We start from the raw sequence: 24,658 nt of genomic DNA, 5'->3' as shown, positions 1-24,658 counted from the left end.
AAACGTCCACTTCGTGGACATTGTGCATTGCCCTTACAGTAAATCCAACCAATCACGCTGCGCCTGCGGCTTGCGTTCTTGGGGATTTACATAGCACAAGGGCGGCGCACGCGATCGTTTGCGGATCGCGTGCGCCGCCCTTGCGGTATATGGACTTGCTGCGCCTCACGCCTCCTGCAGATAGATGGAGGGATCGACGCTGAGAGAGTGGATGAAATGACGGAGCTCGTTGTCGGCGATGACCATCTGGATGGCCTTCGTGCCGCGCGGGTCGTCCGCGAGGTGGATGGTGATGGGCTCCTTGAGCACCTTGCCATCGAGATCGGCGAAGAGGATGATGGTCGGTGACTCCGTCTTGCCGAACTCGCATTGCTTGACGATGGCATAGCCCCAGGTGGTCTTGAGGATGGTGCCGACAGGGTAGATGGCGACGTTGTTGAAGAAGATATCGAGCAGCGTCTCGTCGAACTGGCCGATGTTGACGTTCTTCATGATGTTGTAGGCGACGTTCGGCGTGTAGGCGCGCTTGTAGGGGCGCTCGCTCGTGAGTGCGTCGTAGACGTCGGCGATGGCGACGATCTTCGCGAAGCGGTGGATTTTCTCTCCATCGAGGCCGCGCGGGTAGCCGCGCCCGTCGATGTGCTCGTGGTGCTCGCGCGCGATGGCGGCGAGCAGGCTCGTCGAGGGGAGGATATGGTCCATCTCGTGAATGCGCTTTGCGCCGAGCTCTGGATGCTGTTTGATGGTAGCGAACTCCTCGTCGGTGAGGCGCGTGTTCTTCGTGAGGATCTCTGCGGGGATGCCGATCTTCCCGAGGTCGTGGAGCAGCGCGCCGAGCGTGAGGAGGGTGAGATCCTTTTTCGTATAGTGGCAGTGCAGGCCGAGCATGGCGGAGAGGATGGCGACGTTGACGCTGTGCGCGAACGTGTAGGTGTCGTGCAGGCGGATGTCCGTGAGCTGGATGAGGTTCTCCTTGCGCTGGATGAGGTCGATGAGGATGTTGTCGGAGACGCGCTCCATCGCCTCGGCGTCGAGACGCCCCTCCTGCTCGATGCTTTGGAACGCCTCGAACACATGCTGGATGGCATCGATGCGCGTCGTCTCCTGCACGACGTCCTCCGGCGGCAGGAGCTGGAAATTCGGATCCGCGGAGGTCACGTTGACGGTCGGGATGCCGATCTTCTGCAGCTGGCGGATATATTCCGGCGTGATGGCGCTGCCCCGGACGAGGTAGCTGCCTCCGTGGTTGTTGTAGATGCTTTGGGCGACGATCATGCCCTTTTTGAGGTCTTTGACAGAGAGGCGCAGCATGGTTTCCGATCTCCTTTACTCATTTTCCCGTATCAGAAGCAGGTGGGGGAAGCGCTAGCTATGAGGCGCGCTTTTAGGCCGCAGCTTATGATATATCCCATAGGAAATATCATATCATAAAGCAGGCGGCTTTTCTATCATTTCTTTTGGGATGCGCCGAGCGTGAACGGGAGGGAGAGGACGGCGGCGGCGCGCTCGCGCATGGCGGCGCTCGTGCGCGCGGCCCAGACGGACTGGAGCCGCCGCGAGAAGTCGGCGGCATCGACTGTCTCGCCCGCGTGCGCCGTCACATAGTCCGTGAGGACGCGCTGGAACGCCGGCGTCATGGCAGCGTCGCGCAGCGCGAGCAGGAGCTGCAGCCGCGTGTCGACGAGATAGAGGTGGAGCGTATGGTCGCGCAGGCTCGCCGCGGTCGGCTGGTGCTCGCGCTTCACGAGATGGAGCGCGAGCGGGCAGTCGCCCCAGCCCTCCTTGAAGATGCCGTCGATGCGGTAGAGGAGGAAGAGGATGCCCGCCTCCTCGTAGAGCGCGAGCTCCATCGCGCCCGTGCGGAACGCCTCGGCCGCGATGACGTCGGCGCGGCTGAGCTGGAGGATGAACATGGCGCCGCTGCCGTCGACCTGGAACATGCCGCCGTCCGCCTGGTGGACGATGGGCAGGGGGAACGGCTCGCCGACGGTGAAGGATTGATAGTTGGACATGGTGAGGACTCCTTTGCGCGATGCCTGCGCACTGCGCCTTGCGGCGCGCGGGCATCCGTTGTTTCTCTTCCTGCATGACGCAGGATTTTTATTTACATTTTACCACAGGACGGCGGGCGCGTGATATACTGGAGAGGAAAGGGTGTGAATGGTATGACAACGCTTCAGGATACGCCGCGGGCGAGCCGGCTGCACATCGGGCTCTTCGGGCGGCGCAACAGCGGGAAATCGTCGCTCCTAAACGCGCTGACGGGACAGCAGCTCGCCATCGTCTCCGCGAAGCCCGGCACGACGACGGATCCCGTCTACAAGTCGATGGAGGTCGCGGGGATGGGCCCCGTGGTATTCATCGATACGGCGGGCTTCGACGACGACGAGGCGGAGCTCGGCGCGGCGCGCGTGCGGCAGACGGAGCGCGCGGCGCAGGAGACGGACATCGCGCTCGTGCTCTTCCCGCCTGAGGCGGCGGGCGACGCGGAGGCGCTGCGCTTCGCCGCGCACCTGCGGGAGATGGGGCGTCCCGTGCTCGCCGTCGTGAGCCAGGCGGACCGGCTCGCGGACGGCGGCGCGGCGCGCGTGGCGGCCCTGCGCGCGTCGGCGCGCGTGCCCGTGCTCGCCGTGAGCGCGCGGGAGCGCCGCGGGATGGAGGCGCTTCGCCGCGAGATCGCGCGCCTGCTGCCTGAGGACTACGCGCTGCGCTCCATCACGGGAAGCCTCTGCCGCGAGGGCGATACCGTGCTGCTCGTGATGCCGCAGGACATCCAGGCGCCGAAGGGGCGCCTCATCCTGCCGCAGGTGCAGACGCTGCGCGAGCTCTTCGACAAGCACGCGCTCGTCCTCTCCTGCACGACGGACAAGCTCGACGAGGCGCTCGCGTTGCTCCGGCGGCCGCCGCACCTCATCATCACGGACTCGCAGGCGTTCCGCATCGTGCACGCGAAAAAGCCGGCGGCGAGCCTGCTCACATCGTTCTCCGTGCTCTTCGCGGCGCTCAAGGGGGATCTTGCCTACTTCCTCGCGGGCGCGCGGCAGCTCATGGCGCTCCGCGCGGCGGGCGGCACGCACCGCATCCTCATCGCGGAGGCCTGCACGCACAAGCCGCTCGCGGAGGACATCGGCCGCGTGAAGCTGCCGCGCCTGTTGCGCCGGGAGCTCGGCGGCGAGATCGCCCTCGATATCGTCTCGGGCAAGGACTTCCCCGAGGATCTCACGGGCTACGATATCGTCATCCACTGCGGCAGCTGCATGTTCAACCGCAGCTACGTGCTCTGCCGCGTCGCGGAGGCGCGCGCGGCGGGCGTGCCGATGACGAACTACGGGCTCGCGATCGCCGCGCTCCTCGGCATCCTCCCAGACGTCGCTCTGCCGGAGACGGCGGAGGCCTGAGATGGACTTCCCATGATTTCGTTATGAGGTGATGAGAATGAAAAAACTTCGTTTGACAGCTGCGCTCCTGATGTTCGTCCTCTGTCTCTGCGCAACGTCGTTCGCGTTTGCTGACGATGCCGGCGGGATGGACTGGTACTGGCTGTCGTCGGATGAGAAATACAGCAACTTCTTCGATCCCGCATCGGTCGTCGCGACCGCGAGCGTCGAGACAGCGCGCGGCAGGGTGCCGACCGAGATCGAGGCCTACATCAAGACCGGTTACAGCTACGGCGGCGCGCAGGAGACCATCGCGGCCTACGGCATCGGCGAGGTCATCCCTGACCCTGCGCAGCTCGCGTTCAGCGTGGCGCTCCTCAAGGTGAACCCGCAGAACCGCATGGTGCAGTATATGAAGGAGGACCTCTACGACGCGAGCGGCCGCGTGCTCTGGTCGCATACGGACGGCCGGGAGAAGGAGATCAACTCCCAGTCGTTCGACGAACAGTACTATGACGCCATCGTCGACCACGTGTTCCACCAGCACGAGCTCGAGCGCCGCGTGGCGCAGGACCGCTGGCAGGATCTCTGGACGAGCGAGGTGGACGGCCTCACGACGACCGCCATCGCCGACACGACGACCATGCGCCGCAAGGGTGACAACCTCATCTACTGGGAGTGGGACACGGTCAAGAATGTCGCGGGCGACACGCTCGAGATCAAGTTCCTCAAGAAGGCCGTGAACCTCCCGCAGGGCACGGAGCGCATCGTGGCGGCGCACTACTGGAGCGGACAGACGGGCTGGAAGGACATGGAGGACGACATGGGCGGCGCCTACCGCCTCATCAAATCCGGCATGCCACAGGCCGACGGTCTCACCGTCCTGCGCCTCTACGCGAAGGATCACGCCGCCTGGGTCGATCGGTATCGTATCGATGCGTGAAGGGGCTGACAGCGTTCCCCGTTGAGACACGAGGAGCGCGTCAGAAAATCGAACAAAACGATGCTGCACAAACGTGAAATCTCACGCCTGTGCAGCATCGTTTTTTCATATAGAACTGTCCGCATGACTGCCCGGGGACAGGCAGGTCATGCGGACAGTTCGCGTCTTCGGGCGTTCCGGGCTCACAGCCCGGTTTCTCGCCGGAACGCTTTTTTTCAGAATGCGTGCTGTGCTTGATATCAATGAACCGAAGACATGCGGAATTTCTTCATCAAAGCGTTTTGGACGAAATTCGAGAGATTCAGATGATGCTCCTTGATGAGAGTGTCAAGATAGGCAGGGATCGTGATGTTCTTGCGGACAGATCTTTTCTCGTTCAGCTTGCGAACCGGTGTGGTATCTGCCTGGATGATGGCGATGAAAGAGCCTTGCGGGATGGGGAGGTTGTCCGCAGATGTTGCCTTGGGAATCTCCTCCTTGTGCTCCTCACGCTCGTAGAGACAAAGCGAGAGAGCATCATTGGCCATGCGGATGGCATCATCCATATTGTCGCCATCTGTAAAGCATTCGGGAAGATCTGGGAATCCCACATAGACGCCGCCATCTCCAGGGGTCAGGATAGCAGGATAATTGTATTTCATGGGAACACCTTCTTATTTCTTGTTTTTTAGTCCGGCTTGTAGAAGGATACAGTTCAGCGTCCCCGGACGCACTTCTTGTTTGACGTGACGCCCGACGGGGAATCGTTTTCCGGTGATCGGACTGTAATACATGTCATGGTTGCTGTTATGAGAAGAAAGGATGCAACCATTCTTTTTCAAGAACCGTATGAGCTCTGCATATGTCATTCCGTTCACCTCATCTATATTATACATACGAATACACACTTCGACAAGAGCGAATTCCTTCTGTACTTGCTTAGTTGCCCCTAGAGCTCTCCGCGGAAGGCGCGGGCGAGGATGGATTGTTTCATGCGGTCGATGGCGGTCAGCGTTTCCTCCGCCGCCTGCCGGGCGCGCTGCTCACGCGCGAGCAGGCGGTCTAGGATGCGGACGATTTCTTGCTGCTCGGGGAGAGAGGGGAGAGGTATTGTCAGTTGACGTAATCCTTTTATCGGCACAGTTAGTTGCGCCGTTCCTTTTGCGATTTTTGTTGCTTGCTGATAAAAATCTTTTTCTTGAAGTGTATACCATAAGTATTTTTGCAGGATAGATGATTTGTTAGGTTTCAGCAGAGCCATATGACGCTGGAAGCAGAACTTTTCGTCTGTGTCTACTAAAACGGGGATACCATACGTTCCTACTAGCGTATATAGTACATCGCCGTTTTGTGGCTTTCGTGTATCGGTCAATGATTCGTAATAGTCTTGTGGAACAAATCGCGTGCCGGTAAAGTTTAGTTTTCCTTTATTCACGTTCGCAATCACCAAAAAAGGAATACCGCTATTTGATTTTGGTGGCGGCATATGGTCGCCATCAAATATGCTATCGCATACTTGATTTAGTGGCACGGTCTTATATATTTTTTCCGGTAGGCCCTGTTCCTCCCGCCACTTCGCCGTCAGTTTCCCCGTGAAAGCGTCGTGCAGCAGGGCGGCTTTGCGGGTTTCGTGGGAGTCGAGGACGGACTGGACTTTTTCCCTGGCGGCATCGAGCTTGACAAACAATGACTCAATGCGCGCAACAAGGCGCTGCTGTTCATAGAGCGGCGGCAAAGGAACGAGAGATGCCTTTACCTTATCTTTATTGAGATTTTGTACCACTGCTCCTGCCGCCTTAGATGCAAATTGATTATATAGCAAAGGTGAGCATAGTAAATAGTACAAATAGTTTTGATTGAATAGTTTTTCATAGTCAAATATGGCTAACCACCCATCATGGATACAACCATCTATTTTTAGAATATACGGACGGCCAAAGCTCATGGAATTACTCAGCAATAACGTTCCACTATGTACGAATCGACTTTTGGACATACCAGTAGTTATGATTTTTTGTGCCGTACTAGTAATGTATTTTCCGTATCGCTCACCATCACCAATTTTTATCCAGTTTACGCCAGTATCTTCTGTTGTCAGAAATGATTTTATGGGGCGTGGTGATCCACCACGAACGATTTCAGCGATACCACTGAGTCGCACCCACTCCCAGCCCTCTGGCAACTCATATGGCTGCTCTTCCTCTGGCACAAGGGCGGCGGCAAGGCGTTCTTCTGGTGTCATTTCTTTCTTGTTCTTTGCCATGTCACTTCTCCTTTGCTGCGCGCAGTTCGTCGGCGACTTCCTGCAGGAGCTTGGCGGCTTCTTGGAGGCTGGCGATGGCGCTCTCGGCGCTCTCGACGGGGTCGGGCAGGTCTTCGTAGTCGATGATGGAATCGTCCTTGATGAGGCCGAGGTCGAGGCTGTCGCCTTTCGCGGCGATCTCCTCGCGCGTGTAGATGTGCCAGCGCTCGTCGCGGACGGCGTGACGGTCGGCGGCCTCGTAGGCGGCGATGAAGCCCGCGAAGTATTCCTTTTTCAGCGGGTGGGTCTTGCCGAAGGAGGGCATGTTCGTGCGCAGGTCGTAGAAGGCGACTTCGCGCGTGTTGCCCTGGTCGCCCGCGCCGCGTGTGAAGAAGAGGACGTTCGTCTTGACGCCCTGCGCGTAGAAGATGCCGGTGGGCAGGCGCAGGATGGTGTGGAGGTCGCATTTCTCCATGAGGTCGCGGCGGATGGCCTGGCCGTCGCCGTCGGCGAAGAGGACGTTGTCCGGCAGGACGACGGCGGCGCGCGCCTTGCCGTCCGCCTTGAGGCTGCGGTAGATGTGCTGGAGGAAGTTGAGCTGCTTGTTGCTCGTCGCGTAGGTGAAGTCGTCGCGCGTGGCGCGCTCGCCGCCCTTTTTCGTGCCGAAGGGGGGATTCGTGAGGACGACGTCGTAGTCCTTCAGCCGCTTGCCGAAGTTCGAGAGGGTGTCGCCGAGGTAGATCTCGCCCTCGATGCCGTGGAGCATGGCGTTCATGAGCGCGAGGCGGTGGGTGTCGTGGACGAGTTCGCAGCCGGTGAAGGCCTCCTTGATCTCGAAGTTCGCTTCGTCGACGGTGAGGTCGTCGTAGTCGTCGGTGGCGTCGCGCACGGCCTGCGCGGCGGCGATCATGAAGCCGAACGTGCCGCAGGCGGGGTCGTTGCAGCGCTCGCCGGGCTGGGGCTTTATGAGGCGCGTCATGACGTCGATGAGGACGCGCGGGGTGAAGTATTGGCCCGCGCCGGATTTCTTTTCGCCGGCGTTTTTCTCGAGGAGTCCTTCGTAGAGGCCGCCGAGACCTTCTTCCTTGGCGGAGAACCAGTCGAGTTCGTCGATGCTCGTGATGATTTTCTCGAGGTTCTTCGGCTCGGTGATGTTGGTCGCGGCGCCGGCGTAGATTTCGCGCACGCGGCCGGTGGTCTCGGTGCCGAGGCGGTCGAGGAGTTCTTTGTAGTAGTTCTTGAGGTCGAGGCCTTTGCGGTCTTTGAGGGCGTCCCAGCGGTAGGCGGCGGGGATGGCGTCCTCGGTGTCGGTTTCCTTCGCCATCTTGAGGAAGAGGATGTAGGTGAGCTCGGTGACGTATTGGTGGTAGGTGATGCCGTCGTCCCTGAGGACGTTGCAGAGGTTCCAGAGCTTGGCTACGATTTCTTGGTTGGTCATGCGAGTTTTCCTCCATCGGTGTCGTCATAGAGATAGGTGCTGAGCTTGTCGATGGTCGCAGCGAGGCGGCCGCCGAAGAGTTTGTCGAAGTGGGCGATGTTGCCCTGGCGGGTGAAGCGCGGGTCGTCGTGGAACATCTGCATGCTCACGACGTAGTTTTCATCAGCGAGGAAGTATTTCTCGATTTTGCGCAGGAAGTTTTCCTGCATCTTCGTGAAGCCGGGCTCCGCGCGCAGCTCGGTGATGAGGCGGTCGATGGCGCGGTGGATGCGTTCCTCGTGGCTCGTGAGGGGGGCGCCGATGGTCGCGCGGCGGATGAGGCTGATGATGTCGGCGGTGAGGTCGCCTTTCGTGCCGCCGGTGTAGGCTTCGGTGAGCTGGCGCTCGCTGAAGTGGGCGAGGCTGAGCTGCTTGCGCAGGGCTTTGAGCTCGCTCCGCGTGAGGTCGCGCGGGCTCGTGCAGGCGAGGCGCAGGGCCTCGACCTGGTCGCGGTTCTCGCGGATCCAGCGGGTGAAGGCCTCGAGGTAGTCCTCGGGGCGCGTCTCGCCCTCGCCGTAGCCGCGCGTGACGGCGGTGACGCGGTCGGCGCGCGGGTCGATGACGATGGCGCCTTTGCGCGTGCGGTGGATGCGGTCGAGGTCCTCGATGGCGGCGCGGTTCGCGAGCAGGACGGCGCGGGCGCGCTCCGGCGGGAGGGCCTGTACGGCGGCGATGAAGTCCGCGAGGGTGGCGGGGGTGACGGGGAGGCGCGGCGCGCCGTCCGGGGCTGATGTATCGCCCGGGGGCGGTGCGGCCGTGGCGCGCGCGTTCGCCGCTGGCGTGGGTGTCTCGCCGTCGGGATTTGGCAGGCGCAGGGCGGCCGCGGCGTCCTGCGATTGCGCGGGGGTGAGGAGTTTCGCCTTGCGGCGCAGGCGGCCTGTGAGGATGCCGAGGCGGGCGGTGAGGCGTTTCTGCCGCGCGTCGGTCTCGTCTGCGCGGCCTGCGGCGCTCTGCGTGTCGCCGTGCTCGTCCGTGCCGCCAGGCGTGCCGGCGGGCGCGTCTGCGCCGCCGCGGCTGCCGGGGACGCCGCTCGTGGCCGTGCTGCCGGCTGTGTCTGCGGCGTTTTCGCCGCCTTGTGCGCCGTCGCTTTCGCCCGCGTCATGTTCCATGCCGCGGAGGGATTCGTCTGCGAGGCCGTCGAGGAGACTTCTAAAGGTCTCTTTGGGGCTCGCGGCGACGGGCTTCATGTTGCTGACTTTCTCGAGGGCGGCGTAGGTGCCGATGGGGTCGTAGATGTCGAAGGCTTCCTTTTTGATGGCGGGGCAGAGGCGCGTGGCGCGGCCGAGCATCTGCTCAAAGAGGATGCGGGATTTCACGCGGCGCAGGAAGACGAGCGTCGTGATCTCGGGGACGTCGACGCCGGTCGTGAGGAGGTCGACGGTGACGACGATGCTCGGGTATTGCTCGTTCTTGAAGTGCTGCACGGCTTCGCGGATTTTCTTCTGGCTGCCGTTCTCGATGGTGCCGGTGATTTTCCGGATGGCGGCGGCGGGGGCCTGTCCCTCGTAGGTCTCGCGCAGCAGGCGGACGATGAGGTCGGCGTGCTGGTCGTTTTCGGCGAAGATGAGCATTTTCCCCTGCTGGCGCTCGGTCGGGTCGAAGTTTTTCGCGATTTCCCCGAGGACGGCGCGGTTGAAGCCCTCGGTGATGATGGTGCGGTTGAAGTCGCCGAGGTCGAAGTCCAGCTCGTCGGCGAGGGTGGCGCTGTTCTCGATCTCGCCGGTCTCGGGGTCGAGCAGGATGGCGGTGTCGCCCTTTTCGTAGTGGATGCCGTTTTCGCTGAGCTCGGTCGCGATGTGGATGGGGGCGTTGTGGTCGACGAGGTAGCCGTCGACGACGGCCTCGCGGTAGGAGTAGGTGAAGACGGGCGCGCCGAAGATCTGCGTCGTGTGGAGCGCGGGGGTGGCGGTGAGGGCGATCTTCACGGCGTCGAAGTAGTCGACGACGCTCCTGTATTTGCTGAGGTAGTCGCGCTGGTCGCGGTAGAGGAGCTCGTCGTCGGTCATGTCTTTGTCGAGGATGTAGCCGCGGTGGGCTTCGTCGATGATGACGAGGTCGAAGTCGCTGACGGCGGGGGCGGGGCCTTCCTCGCGGTAGAGGATGCGGCGCACGAGGCTCTGCACGGTCGCGATCTGGAGGCTCGTCTCACGCGCGAGCGGCGCGTCGTCGCCGATGCCCTGGATGTTGTAGATCTGCGTGAGGGTCTGGAGTTCGGCGAGCTTGACCTCGCGGAAGGTGTCCTCCGCCTGGCTGCCGAGGACGTTGCGGTCGACGAGGAAGAGGATGCGGCGGAAGCGGCCGGTCTTGAGGAAGCGGTAGATCATCGCGAGGGTGAGGCGTGTCTTGCCTGTGCCCGTGGCGAGGGCGAGGAGGACGGAGCGCGCGCCGCCCGCGATGGCGCGCTCCGCCGCTTCGATGGCGCGGATCTGGTAGTCTCTGAGGGCGAGGCCCGCGCTGTCGCGCAGCTCGTCGTAGGGCTCGGCGGCGAGGGCTTTGGCGGCGGCTTTCTTGTCCTCGCGCAGGAGGTCTTTGAGGCCGTCCGGGGACATCCAGCCGCGCAGGGCGTGCGGGATGTTCATGGGGTCGCGCAGGTCCTGGAACCAGATGCCGGATTTCTCCTTGTACTGCTCGAGGTAGGGGCGGCCGTTCGTCGCGAAGATGAAAGGGACGCGGTAGGCGGCGGGCTCCTCGCCGCCGTAGGGCGTCTGCGCGTCGGCGGCGAGGTCCGCTGGAAGGGGCGCGGCGGCGTAGCGTTTCGCCTGGCCGTCGAGGACGCTCGCGACGTCGCGGTGGCGCGCCTTGGCCTCGATGATGGCGACGAGCCGCAGGCCGCAGAAGAGGGCGTAGTCCGCCGGGCCGGTGGCGGTCGGCCATTCGGCGATGGCGAGGTTCCTCCCCTTGGCGGGGCGCGTGCCGCAGCTGTAGCGGAGCGTCCGGGTGTCGGCCTCCCAGCCGACGCTTCTGAGCTGCTCGTCGATGAGCAGGCGCGTCTCGGCCTCGCTCTTGTGGCGGTGCTGGGCGGCGAGGCTCGCGCGCTGCTGGCGCTCGGTGCGCGAGAGGATCTCGGCGCGGGCGGAGGCGCTCGCGCGGGCGGCGATCTCCTCGTCGTGCTTCGCCTCGGCGGCGCGCTCGGCCTCGGTCTGGCGCGCCTCGATGGTTTCAGGCGGAACGAAGTCGCGGTGCTCGTAGCGGTAGTCGCCGTACGTCTCGTAGAACCACTCGGTCAGCGTGTAGGCGAGCGGCAGCAGGACGCGGGCATCCTCGACGGAGTCGTAGCTCTCGTGGACGGCGAGGTTGCGTTTCTTGCGCAGGGTGTGGAGGATGCTTTCGATGTCGCGCGGAATGTAGTCCTCGCGCGCGAGCCGGCGGATGCGGTGCACGGCGTCGTCCGGCACGGGCAGCTCGATGCCGTCGGTGTCGTAGATGAGGTGGACGATGGTCTCGCCGATCATGCCGAGCTTCATGAGGCAAGAGTTGGCGTCGGATCGAAAATAGCGCTCCGCCTGCTCGCCAAAGCGGGCGAGCACCGGGAAGCGCTCGCGCAGGAATGTAAAATTGGACTCCATGATACGTTCTCCCCCGCAGTCGTGAATGGTGGCATTGTTTTGGAAAATCTCAGGTATATTTCAGTCATATTATAGCATTTTTTCACGTCCCTGGAAACGAGGCGTCCTGCGCTGCGCGCCTTCCGGCGGGGGGACAGCGGGAGATCTTGCGGCGCTGTGCCGGGGCCGCGTGCCGTTTCCTTTGACACGCTCCAATCCTTATACTATAATGAGTCTATTGGTATACGCGCGCGGCCGCGGCTGCCGTGCGCCCGGAAATCAGCGCCCCTCGCGGCGCTTTTATGGAGAGTGAAGGTCATGTTAGATATCAAGTTCGTCCGCGAGCATCTCGACGAGGTCCGCCAGATGCTGAAGAATCGCTGCAATCCGCTGAATCTCGATGATTTCGAGACGCTCGACAAGAAGCGCCGGGAGCTGCTGAACCAGACGGAGACGCTCAAGAGCGAGCGCAACGCTGTCTCGAAGGAGATCAGCGTGATGAAGAAGAACAAGGAGGACGCGACGGCGCGCATCGCGGAGATGCGCGAGGTCGGGCAGAAGATCTCGGCGCTCGACGCCGAGCTCAAGGACGTCGAGGCGCGCCTGCGCGACATCATGCTGCACATCCCGAACATGCCGAAGGCGGATGTGCCCATCGGCAAGGACGATACGGAGAATCCCGAGGTGCGCAAGTGGGGCGAGCCGACGAAGTTCTCGTTTGCGCCGAAGGCGCATTGGGATATCGGCAGCGATCTCGATATCCTCGACGCGGATCGCGCGGCGAAGGTCACGGGCGCGCGCTTCACGTTCTACAAGGGGCTCGGCGCGCGGCTCGAGCGCGCGTGCATCAATTTCATGATGGATCTCCACGCGAACAAGCACGGCTATACGGAGATGCTCGCGCCCTATATCGCGAACAAGGACAGCATGATCGGCACGGGCCAGCTGCCGAAGTTCGCCGAGGATATGTTCAAGCTCGAGGGGCTCGACTACTATCTCGTGCCGACGGCGGAGGTGCCGACGACGAACTATCACCGCGACGAGATCCTCGACGGCAGCAAGCTGCCGGAGTATTACAGCTGTTATACGGCGTGCTTCCGCGCCGAGGCGGGCAGCGCAGGCCGCGATACGCGCGGGCTCATCCGCCAGCATCAGTTCAACAAGGTCGAGCTCATCAAATTCGTCAAGCCGGAGACGAGCTGGGACGAGCTCGAGAGCATGGTCGACGCGGCGGAGGATGTGCTGCGCATCCTCGAGTTGCCGTATCATGTCGTGCAGCTCTGCACGGGCGATATGAGCTTTACCTCGGCGAAGACGTACGACATCGAGGTATGGTTCCCGGCGCAGAACAAGTACCGCGAGATCTCCTCGTGCTCGAACTGCCTCGACTATCAGGCGCGCCGCGCGAATATCAAGTTCCGCCGCGATACGAAGAGCAAGCCGGAGTTCGTGCATACGCTCAACGGCTCCGGCCTCGCGGTCGGCCGCACGGTGGCCGCCATCCTCGAGAACTATCAGCAGGAGGACGGCTCCGTCCGCATCCCGAAGGCGCTCGTTCCGTACATGGGCGGCGTCGAGGTCATCGAGAAAAAGTAAGATTGCCGCGTTCCTGGCGCCCACGAAAGCCGCCGACCGCCTGAGATGTTGTCTCAGGCGGTCGGCGGCTTTTTGCTATGTAAATCCCCAAGAGCGCAAGCCGCAGGCGCAGCGCGATTGGCTGGATTTACTGCAAGGGCGGGCGCACAATGTCCACGAAGTGGACGTTTGTGCGTTGAGTTTGCTATGTAAATCCCCAAGAGCGCAAGCCGCAGGCGCAGCGCGATTAGCGTGTTTTCTCGTATTGTGTTCCGTTATCTGTACTTTGCGCCATGGGTATTTCGCGCTATAATGATGGCGAATAGGACGAAAAACTGATAAATTAGGAAAGGAGGGCGCGAGGATGGAGAAGGATATCAAGCTGAAATTAAGGCTGAGCCGCATGGACCGCAGCCTGCTCGTCGCAGTTCCCGTCACGATGATCCTCGTGTTCTTCGCATTGCTCGCGATGCTTTCTGCCTACCAGAGGGAGGCGGTCGTCTCGACGGTGCGTGTCTCTCATACGCTCGCTGCGAACCAGCGCAACCAGCTCGATGTCTATCTCGTCGGGCGCATCGAGATGCTCAAGCTGCTCGCGCAGCAGCCGGATGTCTACAGCATGAACCTCGAGCGGCAGCGCGCCTTTGCCGCGCGCTGGACGGCATCCTCCGGGTTTTCGCATCTTTTCTTTGTCGATAACAACGGGCAGGGCTGGTATCCGCTCGAGAACGGCGGCACGTACAGGAACCAGGCAGGGGAGCAGTTCTTCCAAGATATCTCGACGCACGATGACTTCGTGACGGATCCTTTCCTCAAGGATGACGGACCGATCACGACGGTATGCGTCGCCATCCGCAGGCCGGACGGCACGCGCGTCGGCACGCTCTGCGGCGCGTTCTACCTGAGCAATGTGCAGAACGCCATCGATGACAACCAGGTCATCTACGGCGGCAAGTGCTATGTCCTCGACAAGGAGGGGCGCCATATCTCTCTCGATGGGGACAACAGCTGGAGTTACGACTCGCTGACGGGCAGCTCGGATGCGGAGGTGGCGCTCCTCGAGCAGGTCTACGAGTCAGGCGACGATCTCGACGGCGAGGTGAAAATCGATGGCGCAGACCAATACGCGAGCATCGCGGTGCTCAGCAAGGCGCCCTGGGTCGTCATGGTCTGCGTGCCGGCAGCGGAGGTGACGCGCAGTACGGTCTGGATGGAGCGGGCGCTCTTCGTCATTGCCGTGCTCGCGCTGCTCATGCTGTTCGCGCTCGCGCATATCCTCAGGAGCTGGCAGCACAGCGATGAGATCCTCTACACGGACCCGCTCTGCCCCTGCGGCAGCCGCACGGCGATGCAGCAGCTGCTGGAGAGGCTCGAGCCGCGGCGCGATATCTCCGTCACGGTGCTCTACGCCGATCTCAACCGCTTCAAGTATGTCAATGATACGTTCGGACATGAGCAGGGCGATCTTTTGCTCATCACGTTCGCGCGCGTGCTGAGCCGCGTGTTCGACGGCACGCTTGGTTTCACGGCGCGCGCGGGCGGCGATGAGTTCGTCGTCATCATGACGGAGGTGTCGGAGGCGGTCGTGCTCGAGGCGTGGCAGCAGGTCGAGCTCGAGCTCATCGAGGAGAGCCGGCGGCTCCCGTACTGCTACTGGATCACGTCCTCCCACGGCGTGGCGACGCGCGCGGCAGGGGAGGAGAAAAGCCTCGAGGCCCTCGTGCGCGAGGCGGATCAGGCGATGTATCTCTGCAAGCAGAAGTTCAAGAAGGAGATGCACGATATGCGCTGAGGGTGGCAGCTCTGGTTGATTCTTATGTTTTTTGCCTTTTTACGCCTGAGTTCCTTGTAGGACTTTTCCGAAAATGATATAATGGGGACAGTTCGATAGGTTATTGTGTTGCTATGTAAATCCCCAAGAACGCAAGCCGCAGGCACAACGCGATTGGCTGGATTTGCTGCAAGGATGGGCGCACAATGTCCACGAAGTGGACGTTTGTGCGTTGAGTTTGTTATGTAGAAGGAGAGATTTTCATGGAACTCAAGGGATCTCAGACGGAGAAAAATCTGTGGGCGGCTTTCGCTGGCGAGTCTCAGGCACGGAACAAGTATACCTATTACGCGTCGAAGGCGAAGAAGGACGGCTTCGAGCAGATTTCCCGCATCTTCACGGAGACGGCGGACAATGAGAAGGAGCATGCGAAGATCTGGTTCAAGCTCGTCGCGGGTATCGGCGACACGAAGGACAATCTGAAGGACGCGGCAGCCGGCGAGCATGACGAGTGGACGAGCATGTATCCTGGCTTCGCGAAGACGGCGCACGAGGAAGGCTTCGAGAAGATCGCGAAGCTCTTCGAGGGCGTCGCGAAGATCGAGAAGGAGCATGAGGAGCGCTATCAGCTCCTGCTCAAGAACATCGAGGAAGACAAAGTGTTCAAGAAGAGCGAGAAGATCATCTGGCAGTGCCTCAACTGCGGCTATGTCTGCGAGGCGGACAAGGCCCCGGAGGTCTGCCCGGTCTGCGCGCATCCGCAGAGCTATTTCCAGCAGGTAGCGAAGAACTACTGAGTCGGATGTGTTCCGATGATCGGATGATATGACAGAATGCGCTGCATTTGCGTTGCAGCGCATTTTTTTTGTTATAATAGAGAAGAAAAATACGGAATCATCGACATCGGGAGGAAAATCTCTATGGAAGCATGGAAAGAGAAATTTGTGTCTTGGTTTGCTACCTCAGGTCGCATGAACCGCGCGGCGTTTGTCAAGCGGTTTTTCGGTGTGAATCTCGTCTGCATGGCGGCGGTGCTCGTGATCGGCTCGCGCGTCATCGAGGAGACGGGCAGCGTGTTCGCGTCGAATCTCGTGAGCGGCGTGCTCGCGGCGCTTGCGGCGGTGTTCCTCTACTCACCGATGGTGCGGCGCCTGCATGATATCGGTCGGGACGCGCGTCTGGCGCAGGCGTATCTCTGCTTCGGCATCCCGCAGGGATTCCTGCTCGGCAAGGTCGCGGCGCTGCCGCCGGGGAGCCTCGGCCTCTACGCGTTCGAGGCGGCGCTCGCGGCTGTCACGCTGCTCTTCATCGTGCTGATCTTCCATGCGGGAGAGCCGCGGCGGAACGTCTACGGCGCAGTGCCGGGACGGGCGGCGGCAGCGCAGCAGACGGGACGGAAAAAGGGACGCCGCCTGAAAAAGGCGGGAACGGTGTGAGGAGATAGTTTCTTTTTTTCATGTCCGAAAGAAGCTGGCTGTTCCTTGGGGAATAGCCGGCTTCTTTCTGTGTGGAGGTGTTCTTTCTCCGGTAAATTCTCCCTTGCATTCTTTCCAGGATATGAGACAATAGGGGCAGACACTTGCAGAAGGAGTGAGGGGAATGAACATCAAGATGTTGGTGACTGACATCGATGGCACATTGCTGCCCGCCGGTATGGAGGTCCCGCGGCGCAACGTCGAGGCGGTGCAGCGCGCCGCGCGCGCGGGCGTGACGGTGACGGTCGCGACGGGGCGCATGTACCGCGCGGCACTGCCTGTGGCGCGTGCGCTCGGCGTCGATGTGCCCATCATCACATATAACGGCGCTGTCATCAAGTCGGTGTCGGGGAAGGTCTATGATGAGAATTTCCTGTCGCCGGCGGTCGTGCGTGAGGCGCTCGCGTTCTGCCGCGCACGCGGCTGGCATGTGCAGCTCTATGCGGACGATGTGCTCTATTTCGCGGAGCGCAACGCGTATGCCGCGGCGTATGAGGCGGATCAGGCGCTGCGCGGAGAGGCGGTCGGCTGGGACGGGCTCGCCGCGCGTGCGGAGCATGTGGCGAAGCTCCTCGTGATCTCTGATGATGCGGCGCAGACAGCGGAGCGCGTCGCGGCGCTTCGCGCAGCACTCGGCGAGCGAGCTCAGGTGATGCGCTCCAATCCGGAGTATACGGAGATCGCCGTGCCGGGCGTGACGAAGGCGTCGGCACTCAGGAAACTCGCGGCAATGCTCGCCGTGCCGCTCGACGCGGTTATGGCCATCGGTGATTCCGACAATGATCTGCCGATGCTCCAGGCGGCGGGACACAGCGTCGCGATGGGCAACGCGCAGCCCGCGGTCAAGGCGGTCTGCGAGCTTTTGGTCGGCGACTGTGAGGCGGGCGGCTTTGCTGAGGCCGTTGAGAGGTATGTATTATGATCAAACTCATTGCGCTCGATCTCGATGGGACGTTGCTGAACTCGGAGAAGCGCGTTACGCCGTACACGCGCGATGTGCTCCGGCGCGCGATGGCGCGCGGCGTGCATGTGACGCTCGCGACGGGGCGCATGATCGGCGGCGCGGCCTATTTCGGCCGGCAGGTCGGCGTGAACGCGCCGCTCATCTGCTGCAACGGCGGCGTCGTGCAGGGGATGGACGCGCCGGAGCCGCTTTTCATGCGCTGTCTGCCGCAGGAGACGGTGCGCCGTCTGCTCACGCTCTGCCACGCGCGCGGCTGGTACGCGAACTGGTACATCGGACGCGAGATCTTCGTCGAGCATTTCGATGCGGCGTATTTCCATGCGTACCGCACGGTCGAGGATTTCAAGGTGCGGGAGGTCGGCGACGATTTCCTCTCCTATACGGAGAACGTCATCCAGTGCGTGATCCGCGATCTCACAGGCGCGGTCGAGCCAAAGGTGGCCGTCGTCGAGCGGGAACTGCCGGGCGAGATCGCCGCGCAGCAGAATACGGGGACGAGTGCCGACCTCACGCCGCCGGGCGTGACGAAGGCGCTCGGGCTCTCGTTCCTCATGGAGCAGTACGGGCTCACGCCCGCGGAGGTCATGGCATGCGGCGACGCGGACAACGACCTGCCGATGCTGCGTTTCGCGGGCACGGCCGTCGTGCCGGAAAACGGCCTGCCCGAGGCGAAGGCGCTCGCGACGTATCACGCGGCGTCGAACGATGAGGACGGCATCGCGAAGGCCATCGAGCAGCTCGTGCTCGCCTGAATGCACAGCAGCCGGCGAGGCACGCGTGCTTTGCCGGGACGCCGGGCTCGTCAGGGATTTTCCCGATGTGGTATAATGAAAAATGAAAAGGAAGTTGTTGGAATCGAGCAAGGAGGTGCCGACTATGGACGAGAAGGAGAAACTGCCGCAGGCGGTGGCGGGAAGCAGCCCGCAGGAAACGGGAGAGCGCCAGGCGAAAGAGGAGAAGGCCGCACCTCGGCTCGTCATCGTCACGGGGATGTCGGGCGGCGGCAAGACGCAGGCGAGCCGCTATCTCGAGGATCTCGGGTATTTCTGCGTGGACAATCTGCCGCCGGTCTTCATTCCGAAGTTCGTGGAGCTCTGCGCCCATGCGGGCGGACATGTGAGCAAGGTCGTGCTCGGTGTCGATACGCGGAGCCGTGAGTTCTTCGATACGTTCGTGCAGGTGCTCGAGGATATGGATCGGAGCAACACGAACTACGAGATGCTCTTCATGGACGCGTCCGACGCGGCCATCATCCGCCGCTACAAGGAGACGCGCCGCCGCCATCCGATGGCGCCGGCCTCGCGCATCACGGAGGGCATCGCGAAGGAACGCGAGCGCCTCGCGCCCGTGCGTGCGAAAGCGACGTATATCATCGATACTTCCGAGCTCAAGAAGGTGCAGCTGCGCGACAAGATCCACCGGCTGTTCGGCACGAGCGAGGGCGAGCAGATGAACATCAACATCCTCTCGTTCGGCTTCAAGTTCGGCATGCCGCTCGACGCGGATATGGTGCTCGATGTGCGGTTCCTGCCGAACCCGTTCTACATCGAGTCGATGCGCCACAAGAGCGGCGCTGTGCCGGAGGTCGCGGACTATATCGCGAAGTTCTCCGTCACGCAGGAGTTCCTGAAAAAGCTCGACGATCTGCTCGATTTCCTCGTGCCGCAGTATGTCAAGGAGGGCAAGAGCCAGTTCGTGATTGCCGTGGGCTGCACGGGCGGCATGCACCGCAGCGTCTTCGTCGCGAAGCATATTTTTGACCGCCTCGGGAGCCGCGGCTATCCGGTGAAGCTCGAGCACAGGGATCTCATGAAGAACGATGTCTGGGAACATGTACGGGAGGAATGCTGAGTCATGCACCTTTTGAAATGGCTCTATCCGGGCATGCGCTTCAAGCGGTGGCTGTTTCTTTTCGCCGTCGGCGTCATGCTCGTGAGCCTGGGACTTGCGCTTGTTTTCAACTACAAATATCTCGACGCGGTCGAGGAGGCAATCTTCCGGGCGGTCTATCTCTGGCGGGGCAGTTACGACTACACGGCGACGACGCTCGCGGGCATCGTCGTCGTGGCGCTGGGCATCGCGATGATGCTTCTCGCGACGCGCTATGTCATTCGCTCGGTCATCACGGTGCTCCTGCCGGACAACTCTGAGCGGCTCGTCGATATCATCTATGAGAAAAGGAAACTCGGCAAGGGGCCGAGCGTCGCCGTCATCGGCGGCGGGCACGGGCTCTCTGTGCTGTTGCGGGGCATCAAGGCGGCGACCTCGAATGTTACGGCTGTCGTGACGGTCGCGGATGACGGCGGCAGTTCGGGACGCCTGCGCGAGGAGCTCGGCATCATTCCGCCGGGGGATCTCAGGAACTGCCTCGTCGCGCTGGCCGACACGGAGCCGCTGATGGAGAAGCTCTTCCAGTATCGTTTCCGCGGTGAGAGCGAGCTTGCGGGGCACAGCTTCGGCAATCTCTTCATCGCGGCGATGACGGAGGTGACGGGCGATGTGGAGACGGCACTCAAGGAGTCCTCGAAGGTCCTCGCCGTCAAGGGACGCGTGCTGCCGGCATCGACGGAACATGTGCGTCTCGACGCCATCATGGAGGATGGCACCGTCGTCGAGGGCGAGTCGCAGATTCCGGAGGCGCACAAGCATATCCGCCGCGTGCGCCTGTTCCCTGAGCATGCGCAGCCTGTGGGCGCGGCGCTCGAGGCGCTTTCCTCCGCCGATGCCATCATCCTCGGGCCGGGCTCTCTCTACACGAGCATCATGCCGAACCTGCTCGTCGACGGCGTCGCGGAGACGGTGCGGAAGAGCCACGCGCTCAAGATCTATATCTGCAACGTCATGACGCAGCCCGGTGAGACGGACGGCTATACGGCGTCTATGCACGCGAAGGCCATCATCGACCACGCGGGCAAGGGCGCGATCGACTTCATGCTCGTGAACGCGCGCCCCATCTCCGATGAGATGAAGGAATACTACGCGGCGCGCGGCGCTTATCCGGTCAAGATCGACGAGGAGGCCGTCAACGCGCTCGGCATCGGGCTCGTCAAGGCGGACATCATCAACGAGACGGATGTCATCCGTCACGATCCGGACAAGCTCTGCCGCGCGGTCATGCAGATGGTTTATCGTCTGCGGCCGGGCAGCGAGGGCATGGGAGAAATCTAGGAGAATACTAGGAGAGATACATGGCATCCTTTGCAGCGGAGGTAAAGAACGAGATCGCGCGCCTCATGTATGACAGCGGCTGCGACCGCACGGCGGAGATGGCGGCGCTCCTGCGCATGGGCGGCACGATCACTTTCGGCCCCTCACACATGCTTGGCGTTAATTTCACGACGGAGAACGCGGCCGTCGCCCGCAAGATGATCGGCCTCCTGCGGCAGGAGGGCGCGGGTGTCCATACGGAGATCGCGGCGCGGCGCGCGCGCCGCCTCAAGAAGAACAACAACTACCTCGTGCGCATCGCGCCGCAGCCGGGCGTCGCGGAGCTCCTCGAGCATCTCGGCCTCATGCAAGAGGGCAGTCTGAACCTCGGGCAGGAGCGCAAGGGGCTCGCGATCCTTAGGAAGTCTTGCTGCCGCGCGGCCTATCTGCGCGGCGCGTTCCTCGGCGGCGGCAGTGTGAACCGTCCCGAGGCGAGCTACCATCTCGAGCTCGTCACGCCGAGCTACGCCTTTGCCGATCTCCTGCACGCACTCATGGTGCGGCTCGATTTCCCCGCGGGCATCACGGACCGCCGGGATGTTTATGTCGTCTACCTCAAGGAGGGCGATGCCGTTGCTGATTTCCTCGGCATGATGCAGGCGGAGAAATCCGTCGAGAGATTCGAGGTCGCGCGCAACCTCAAGGAGGTGCGCGGCCAGGTCAACCGCCTCGTCAACTGCGAGACGGCGAACCTGCAGAAGGCTGTCGATGCCGCCGGACGGCAGCTCGCGGACATCCGGCGCATCGAGCGGGCGGCGGGGCTTGAGGGGCTGCCGGACATCCTGCGCGAGACGGCAGAGGCGCGCCTCGCGCACCCCGATGCCTCGCTGGCGGAGCTCGCTGCGCTGCTTTGCGTGAGCAAGCCTGGGGTCAACCACCGCCTGCGCAAGCTCCATGCCATGGCAGAGGAACTGGTGACAGACTGAAGAGGCGGCATGCCCGCGGGGGGAGCTTCTCAGCGCCCGTATCAGGACCCACAGCATGGGGCAAAGGCAAAGCAGCGACAGGACGGCGTACGCCCTGCCGCATGCGCGAATGAAATCACAGGTGGTGTATCCTTGCAGATGTATTTTGAAAAAAGAAATCATAGGCGCGGTCGGCGAATTCTCTTCGCGGCAGCTGTCTTGCTCGCGGTTGCGGCGGTTTTTTGCGCCTTCGTCGCGCTGCGCCCGCCCGCTGGCGTGCCGATCCTTGAATATCACATGGTCGATACGCAGGAGGATGAGGACAGTCATCCCTACAATGTGCCGCCGGAGGCGTTCGCCGCGCAGCTCGACTATCTGCAGCGCGAGGGATATACGACCATCACGCTGCTCGACTACCTGCGCGCGAAAAAAGGCAAGCAGCAGCTTCCGGCAAAGCCCATCATCCTCACGTTTGACGACGGCTATGAGGACAACTACACGCAGATGCTGCCGCTCCTCGAGGCGCGCGGCATGCGCGCCGTCGTGTTCGTTGTGACGAACGACATCGGTCAGCCGGACTACCTCACTTGGGACGAGCTGCGCGATATGAGCCGCCGCGGCATCGAGATCGGCAGCCATACGGCGAACCATCAGCCGCTCACGAGCATGACGGCGCAGGAGCGCGCGGACGAGATACACCTCTCAAAGCTCCTGCTCGAGTGGAACGGCCTGCCGACCGTATTCAGCTTCTCCTATCCCAATGGCGCCTACGACGCAGCGCTGCCGGCGCTCCTGCAGGAGAATGAATACCTCGCGGCGGTGACAGGCGACGCGGGGCTCAATACCTTTGCGACCAATCCCTATCTGCTGCAGCGCGTCAATATCCCGCACCCGCGGCTCGGACTGCTCGAGTTCCGGCTGCGCCTCTTCAAGGCGAAGCTCTTCGCGCGGCTCGGCTGGCGGCAGCATATTGAGGGCGCGGGAGAATAGGCGCGGCCGCCTTCTCCCTCATACGCAGGCCGTAGTTCCTTTACGTTCGTATCGCCATTTGTCGCACCAATTTTTCAGATAAAAGGAAGATCGTAAGACATGAAGTTTGCTAATAAAAACCATCCTCGCATTCTCTGCCGAACGGCATTGCTCTCCGCGACAGCGGCCTTTGCCCTGCTCTTTGCGCCGACGTCCGGGGCGGCAGCGGGGGCAAATCTGCCGCAGGATGACGTGCGAGCAAATCTTGCGCCGGAAACGGGCGCGGAGCGCACAGATCTGCGCGCGCACCAGGACAACACGCGCTGTGTGACGCAGGCGGAGACGACGACAGGCTACTCGCGCCTCGTCACACGCGGCGAAAGCAGCGCGGCGCAAGGAAAAGCCGTGCCTGCCGGGCATAGCCTCTCCCGTGTCATGCATGCCTGGCCCGTCGCGCAGGAGGACGGCGGTGCGACGCTGCTCTTCTCCGACAGCCCGGAATACGCGACGCAGGACGGCGTTCTCTACCGCGATGTCGTGCAGGGAGCGGCGCGTGTGCTCTACTACCATGTAAACCAGATGGACGCGCCGAAAAAGGTGGCCGTCGTGCTCGAGAACGTCGGCGCAGGCACTTCGATGGTCACGATCTCGCGCAGCGGTGCTGGTCGTCCGAGTCCGCACTATCTCGATGTTGGCAAGGAAACGCAAGCGCTTTATTTCGATACGCAGAAAAGCCGCCGCTTTTACATGGATAAAGGCGAGGTGCGAGTGCTTGACGATGCTATGGAGCAGACGGTACTCGCTCCCGGAGATCTCGTCTACGGCACCTATGATTTCACTACCACACAGAAGATGCGTGTCTCGGTCGTCATCTACCCGGCGACCATGACGGCACCGGTTTTTCTCAAGCACGCGTCCGTCCTGCCTGCAGATGAGCTGCATCTGCGCGGGACCTTCGCCAAGGCAGACCGCACGCTGCGCGCGCAGCGCGCCTATGATCCGGCTGCCGACGGCATCGTCTATGTCTTGCTCGCGGACAACGAGAGCGACCGCTATCGCACGGGCATCGATGCGACGGACGGCAGCCGGGTCCTCAATTACGGCAATTATGGCATCCTCTACCATCTGGAGCTCCCTGTCCAGGGGCGCAGCCGCACGCAGTTCTATCTGAGCCCCTTCGGCGGCACGTACGCGGGTGCCATGCGCGTGCAGGTGCGCAGCGGTCAGCAGCAGCTCCTGCTCACGCCGCCGGACCGGACATATTTCGGGGAAGGCTCGGACGAAATGACGGAGGCATCCGGCATCGAGCGAGCACGTTCCTCAGGCCTCGGCATCCTCATGGATTGCATGGAGCTTGCGGATATCGGCAGCTACAACGCGAACAGTACGCCATCGTTCCTCTTTTCTCCGCCGGGGGCCTCCAATCTGCCCGCGGCGCTGATCATGATGCCGGTGGACAAAAATAATTCGGATTTTTGAACTGTTTTTGAAAAAACTCCTTGACAGAGAGCATCGAACCGTGTAATATATTACAAGTCGGCGGCAGACAGCCACGAGCGTAAAAGCCGCCGGCAGCCGAATCCCAGACGGCCTTGAGAGCCTTGCGAAAATAAATTCAAAAAGTTCTTGACAAGCCGAAACGGATGAGGTAATATATAGAAGCTGATTCACGAAAGGCGCATCGCGCCGGAGGGAATCGCGGGTGTTCTTTGAAAACTAAACAATGCAGAACATCATGCAACCATGATGTAAAGCCAGATGTCTGGATGCGAAAGCATCTAACATCGATTACTATGAACATATAGCAATCGGCAATTTCTTTACTTGATTTGTGCTTCGCACAAATCAAGATCCAAAAAGATAAGAGAGCCAATCAACTCAAAAAGGAAGCTGGTTTTCTAACGAAAACCGGCAAAGATATCTCTAAGCGCTGAAGCGCTAAGAGCTAATCTTTCATGGAGAGTTTGATCCTGGCTCAGGACGAACGCTGGCGGCGTGCTTAACACATGCAAGTCGAACGAGACGATTTAGAAGCTTGCTTTTATTGAGTCGAGTGGCAAACGGGTGAGTAACGCGTAGACAACCTGCCGCAAAGATGGGGACAACAGTCCGAAAGGACTGCTAATACCGAATGTTGTATCTCCTCCGCATGGAAGAGATATTAAAGATGGCCTCTACTTGTAAGCTATCGCTTTGCGATGGGTCTGCGTCTGATTAGCTAGTTGGTGG

The 24,658-nt window shown here is 61.6% G+C and carries 20 protein-coding genes and 1 rRNA gene; 14 read left to right on the top strand and 7 right to left on the bottom strand.

Going from position 1 to position 24,658, the window contains the following annotated elements; all coding sequences use genetic code 11:
* Positions 1 to 165: 165 nt before the first annotated feature.
* Both F599_RS0107715 and F599_RS0107710 read right to left on the bottom strand, forming a co-directional pair.
* Positions 166 to 1,311, bottom strand: coding sequence for an HD-GYP domain-containing protein (locus tag F599_RS0107715; RefSeq protein WP_019542953.1), 1,146 nt, complete (start codon positions 1,309 to 1,311; stop codon positions 166 to 168).
* Between the two features lie 137 nt (positions 1,312 to 1,448).
* Complete coding sequence (locus F599_RS0107710) at positions 1,449 to 2,012, bottom strand: hypothetical protein (RefSeq protein WP_019542952.1); 564 nt, start codon at positions 2,010 to 2,012, stop codon at positions 1,449 to 1,451.
* A 153-nt stretch (positions 2,013 to 2,165) separates the two neighbouring features.
* Between F599_RS0107710 and hydF the strand changes: the two genes are divergently transcribed.
* Together hydF and F599_RS0107700 are read left to right on the top strand one after the other, a co-directional pair.
* Entirely contained in the window at positions 2,166 to 3,398 is a 1,233-nt protein-coding gene (hydF, locus tag F599_RS0107705; RefSeq protein WP_019542951.1) for a [FeFe] hydrogenase H-cluster maturation GTPase HydF, read from the top strand.
* 37 nt (positions 3,399 to 3,435) lie between these two features.
* Positions 3,436 to 4,320 carry a hypothetical protein gene (locus F599_RS0107700; RefSeq protein ID WP_019542950.1) on the top strand — a complete coding sequence of 295 codons (885 nt, stop codon included), beginning with the start codon at positions 3,436 to 3,438 and terminating at the stop codon, positions 4,318 to 4,320.
* Positions 4,321 to 4,559: 239 nt separating this feature from the next.
* Here F599_RS0107700 and F599_RS0107695 read toward each other — a convergent pair whose 3' ends face one another.
* From F599_RS0107695 to hsdR, 5 genes are all read right to left on the bottom strand, one after another.
* The gene (locus tag F599_RS0107695; protein WP_019542949.1) at positions 4,560 to 4,961 is read right to left on the bottom strand and encodes a type II toxin-antitoxin system HicB family antitoxin; all 402 of its coding nucleotides are present in this window, start codon (positions 4,959 to 4,961) and stop codon (positions 4,560 to 4,562) included.
* Between the two features lie 12 nt (positions 4,962 to 4,973).
* Positions 4,974 to 5,168, bottom strand: coding sequence for a type II toxin-antitoxin system HicA family toxin (locus F599_RS0107690; protein WP_026327890.1), 195 nt, complete (start codon positions 5,166 to 5,168; stop codon positions 4,974 to 4,976).
* A gap of 80 nt (positions 5,169 to 5,248) precedes the next feature.
* Positions 5,249 to 6,562 carry a restriction endonuclease subunit S gene (locus tag F599_RS14865; RefSeq protein ID WP_019542947.1) on the bottom strand — a complete coding sequence of 438 codons (1,314 nt, stop codon included), beginning with the start codon at positions 6,560 to 6,562 and terminating at the stop codon, positions 5,249 to 5,251.
* A gap of 1 nt (position 6,563) precedes the next feature.
* A complete protein-coding gene (locus tag F599_RS0107680) occupies positions 6,564 to 7,979 on the bottom strand; it encodes a class I SAM-dependent DNA methyltransferase (protein WP_019542946.1) in 1,416 nt (471 codons plus the stop codon).
* Positions 7,976 to 11,584, bottom strand: coding sequence for a type I restriction-modification system endonuclease (gene hsdR, locus F599_RS13935; RefSeq protein WP_019542945.1), 3,609 nt, complete (start codon positions 11,582 to 11,584; stop codon positions 7,976 to 7,978). Before hsdR ends, F599_RS0107680 begins: the two co-directional genes overlap by 4 nt.
* 297 nt (positions 11,585 to 11,881) lie before the next feature.
* Here hsdR and serS point away from each other — a divergent pair, with 297 nt between their 5' ends.
* From serS to F599_RS0107615, 12 genes are all read left to right on the top strand, one after another.
* Positions 11,882 to 13,159, top strand: coding sequence for a serine--tRNA ligase (serS, locus tag F599_RS0107670; RefSeq protein ID WP_019542944.1), 1,278 nt, complete (start codon positions 11,882 to 11,884; stop codon positions 13,157 to 13,159).
* A 343-nt stretch (positions 13,160 to 13,502) separates the two neighbouring features.
* A complete protein-coding gene (locus F599_RS0107665; RefSeq protein ID WP_019542943.1) occupies positions 13,503 to 14,930 on the top strand; it encodes a sensor domain-containing diguanylate cyclase in 1,428 nt (475 codons plus the stop codon).
* A 242-nt stretch (positions 14,931 to 15,172) separates the two neighbouring features.
* On the top strand, positions 15,173 to 15,706 hold the full coding sequence (gene rbr, locus F599_RS0107660; protein WP_019542942.1) for a rubrerythrin: 534 nt from the start codon (positions 15,173 to 15,175) through the stop codon (positions 15,704 to 15,706).
* Positions 15,707 to 15,829: 123 nt separating this feature from the next.
* Entirely contained in the window at positions 15,830 to 16,345 is a 516-nt protein-coding gene (locus F599_RS0107655) for a DUF805 domain-containing protein (RefSeq protein WP_169337819.1), read from the top strand.
* Positions 16,346 to 16,508: 163 nt separating this feature from the next.
* Entirely contained in the window at positions 16,509 to 17,306 is a 798-nt protein-coding gene (locus F599_RS13930; protein WP_019542940.1) for a Cof-type HAD-IIB family hydrolase, read from the top strand.
* Positions 17,303 to 18,100: a Cof-type HAD-IIB family hydrolase gene (locus F599_RS0107645; protein ID WP_019542939.1), complete on the top strand. Its 798-nt coding sequence runs from the start codon at positions 17,303 to 17,305 to the stop codon at positions 18,098 to 18,100. Before F599_RS13930 ends, F599_RS0107645 begins: the two co-directional genes overlap by 4 nt.
* Before the next feature lie 124 nt (positions 18,101 to 18,224).
* Positions 18,225 to 19,199, top strand: a complete 975-nt coding sequence (gene rapZ / locus F599_RS0107640) for an RNase adapter RapZ (RefSeq protein WP_019542938.1) — start codon at positions 18,225 to 18,227, stop codon at positions 19,197 to 19,199.
* A gap of 3 nt (positions 19,200 to 19,202) precedes the next feature.
* Positions 19,203 to 20,516: a gluconeogenesis factor YvcK family protein gene (locus F599_RS0107635; protein ID WP_019542937.1), complete on the top strand. Its 1,314-nt coding sequence runs from the start codon at positions 19,203 to 19,205 to the stop codon at positions 20,514 to 20,516.
* Between the two features lie 20 nt (positions 20,517 to 20,536).
* Complete coding sequence (gene whiA / locus F599_RS0107630) at positions 20,537 to 21,481, top strand: DNA-binding protein WhiA (RefSeq protein ID WP_019542936.1); 945 nt, start codon at positions 20,537 to 20,539, stop codon at positions 21,479 to 21,481.
* Positions 21,482 to 21,619: 138 nt separating this feature from the next.
* A complete protein-coding gene (locus F599_RS0107625; RefSeq protein WP_019542935.1) occupies positions 21,620 to 22,450 on the top strand; it encodes a polysaccharide deacetylase family protein in 831 nt (276 codons plus the stop codon).
* A 99-nt stretch (positions 22,451 to 22,549) separates the two neighbouring features.
* Positions 22,550 to 23,908 carry a hypothetical protein gene (locus F599_RS13925; RefSeq protein ID WP_019542934.1) on the top strand — a complete coding sequence of 453 codons (1,359 nt, stop codon included), beginning with the start codon at positions 22,550 to 22,552 and terminating at the stop codon, positions 23,906 to 23,908.
* 473 nt (positions 23,909 to 24,381) lie between these two features.
* A 16S ribosomal RNA gene (locus tag F599_RS0107615) occupies positions 24,382 to 24,658 on the top strand; the annotation flags it as partial.

Source organism: Selenomonas bovis DSM 23594, from assembly GCF_000381005.1.
GTDB lineage: Bacteria > Bacillota > Negativicutes > Selenomonadales > Selenomonadaceae > Selenomonas_C > Selenomonas_C bovis.
The sequence above is the reverse complement of the archived record's forward strand: the minus strand, read 5'-3'. Positions and strand labels throughout refer to the sequence as shown.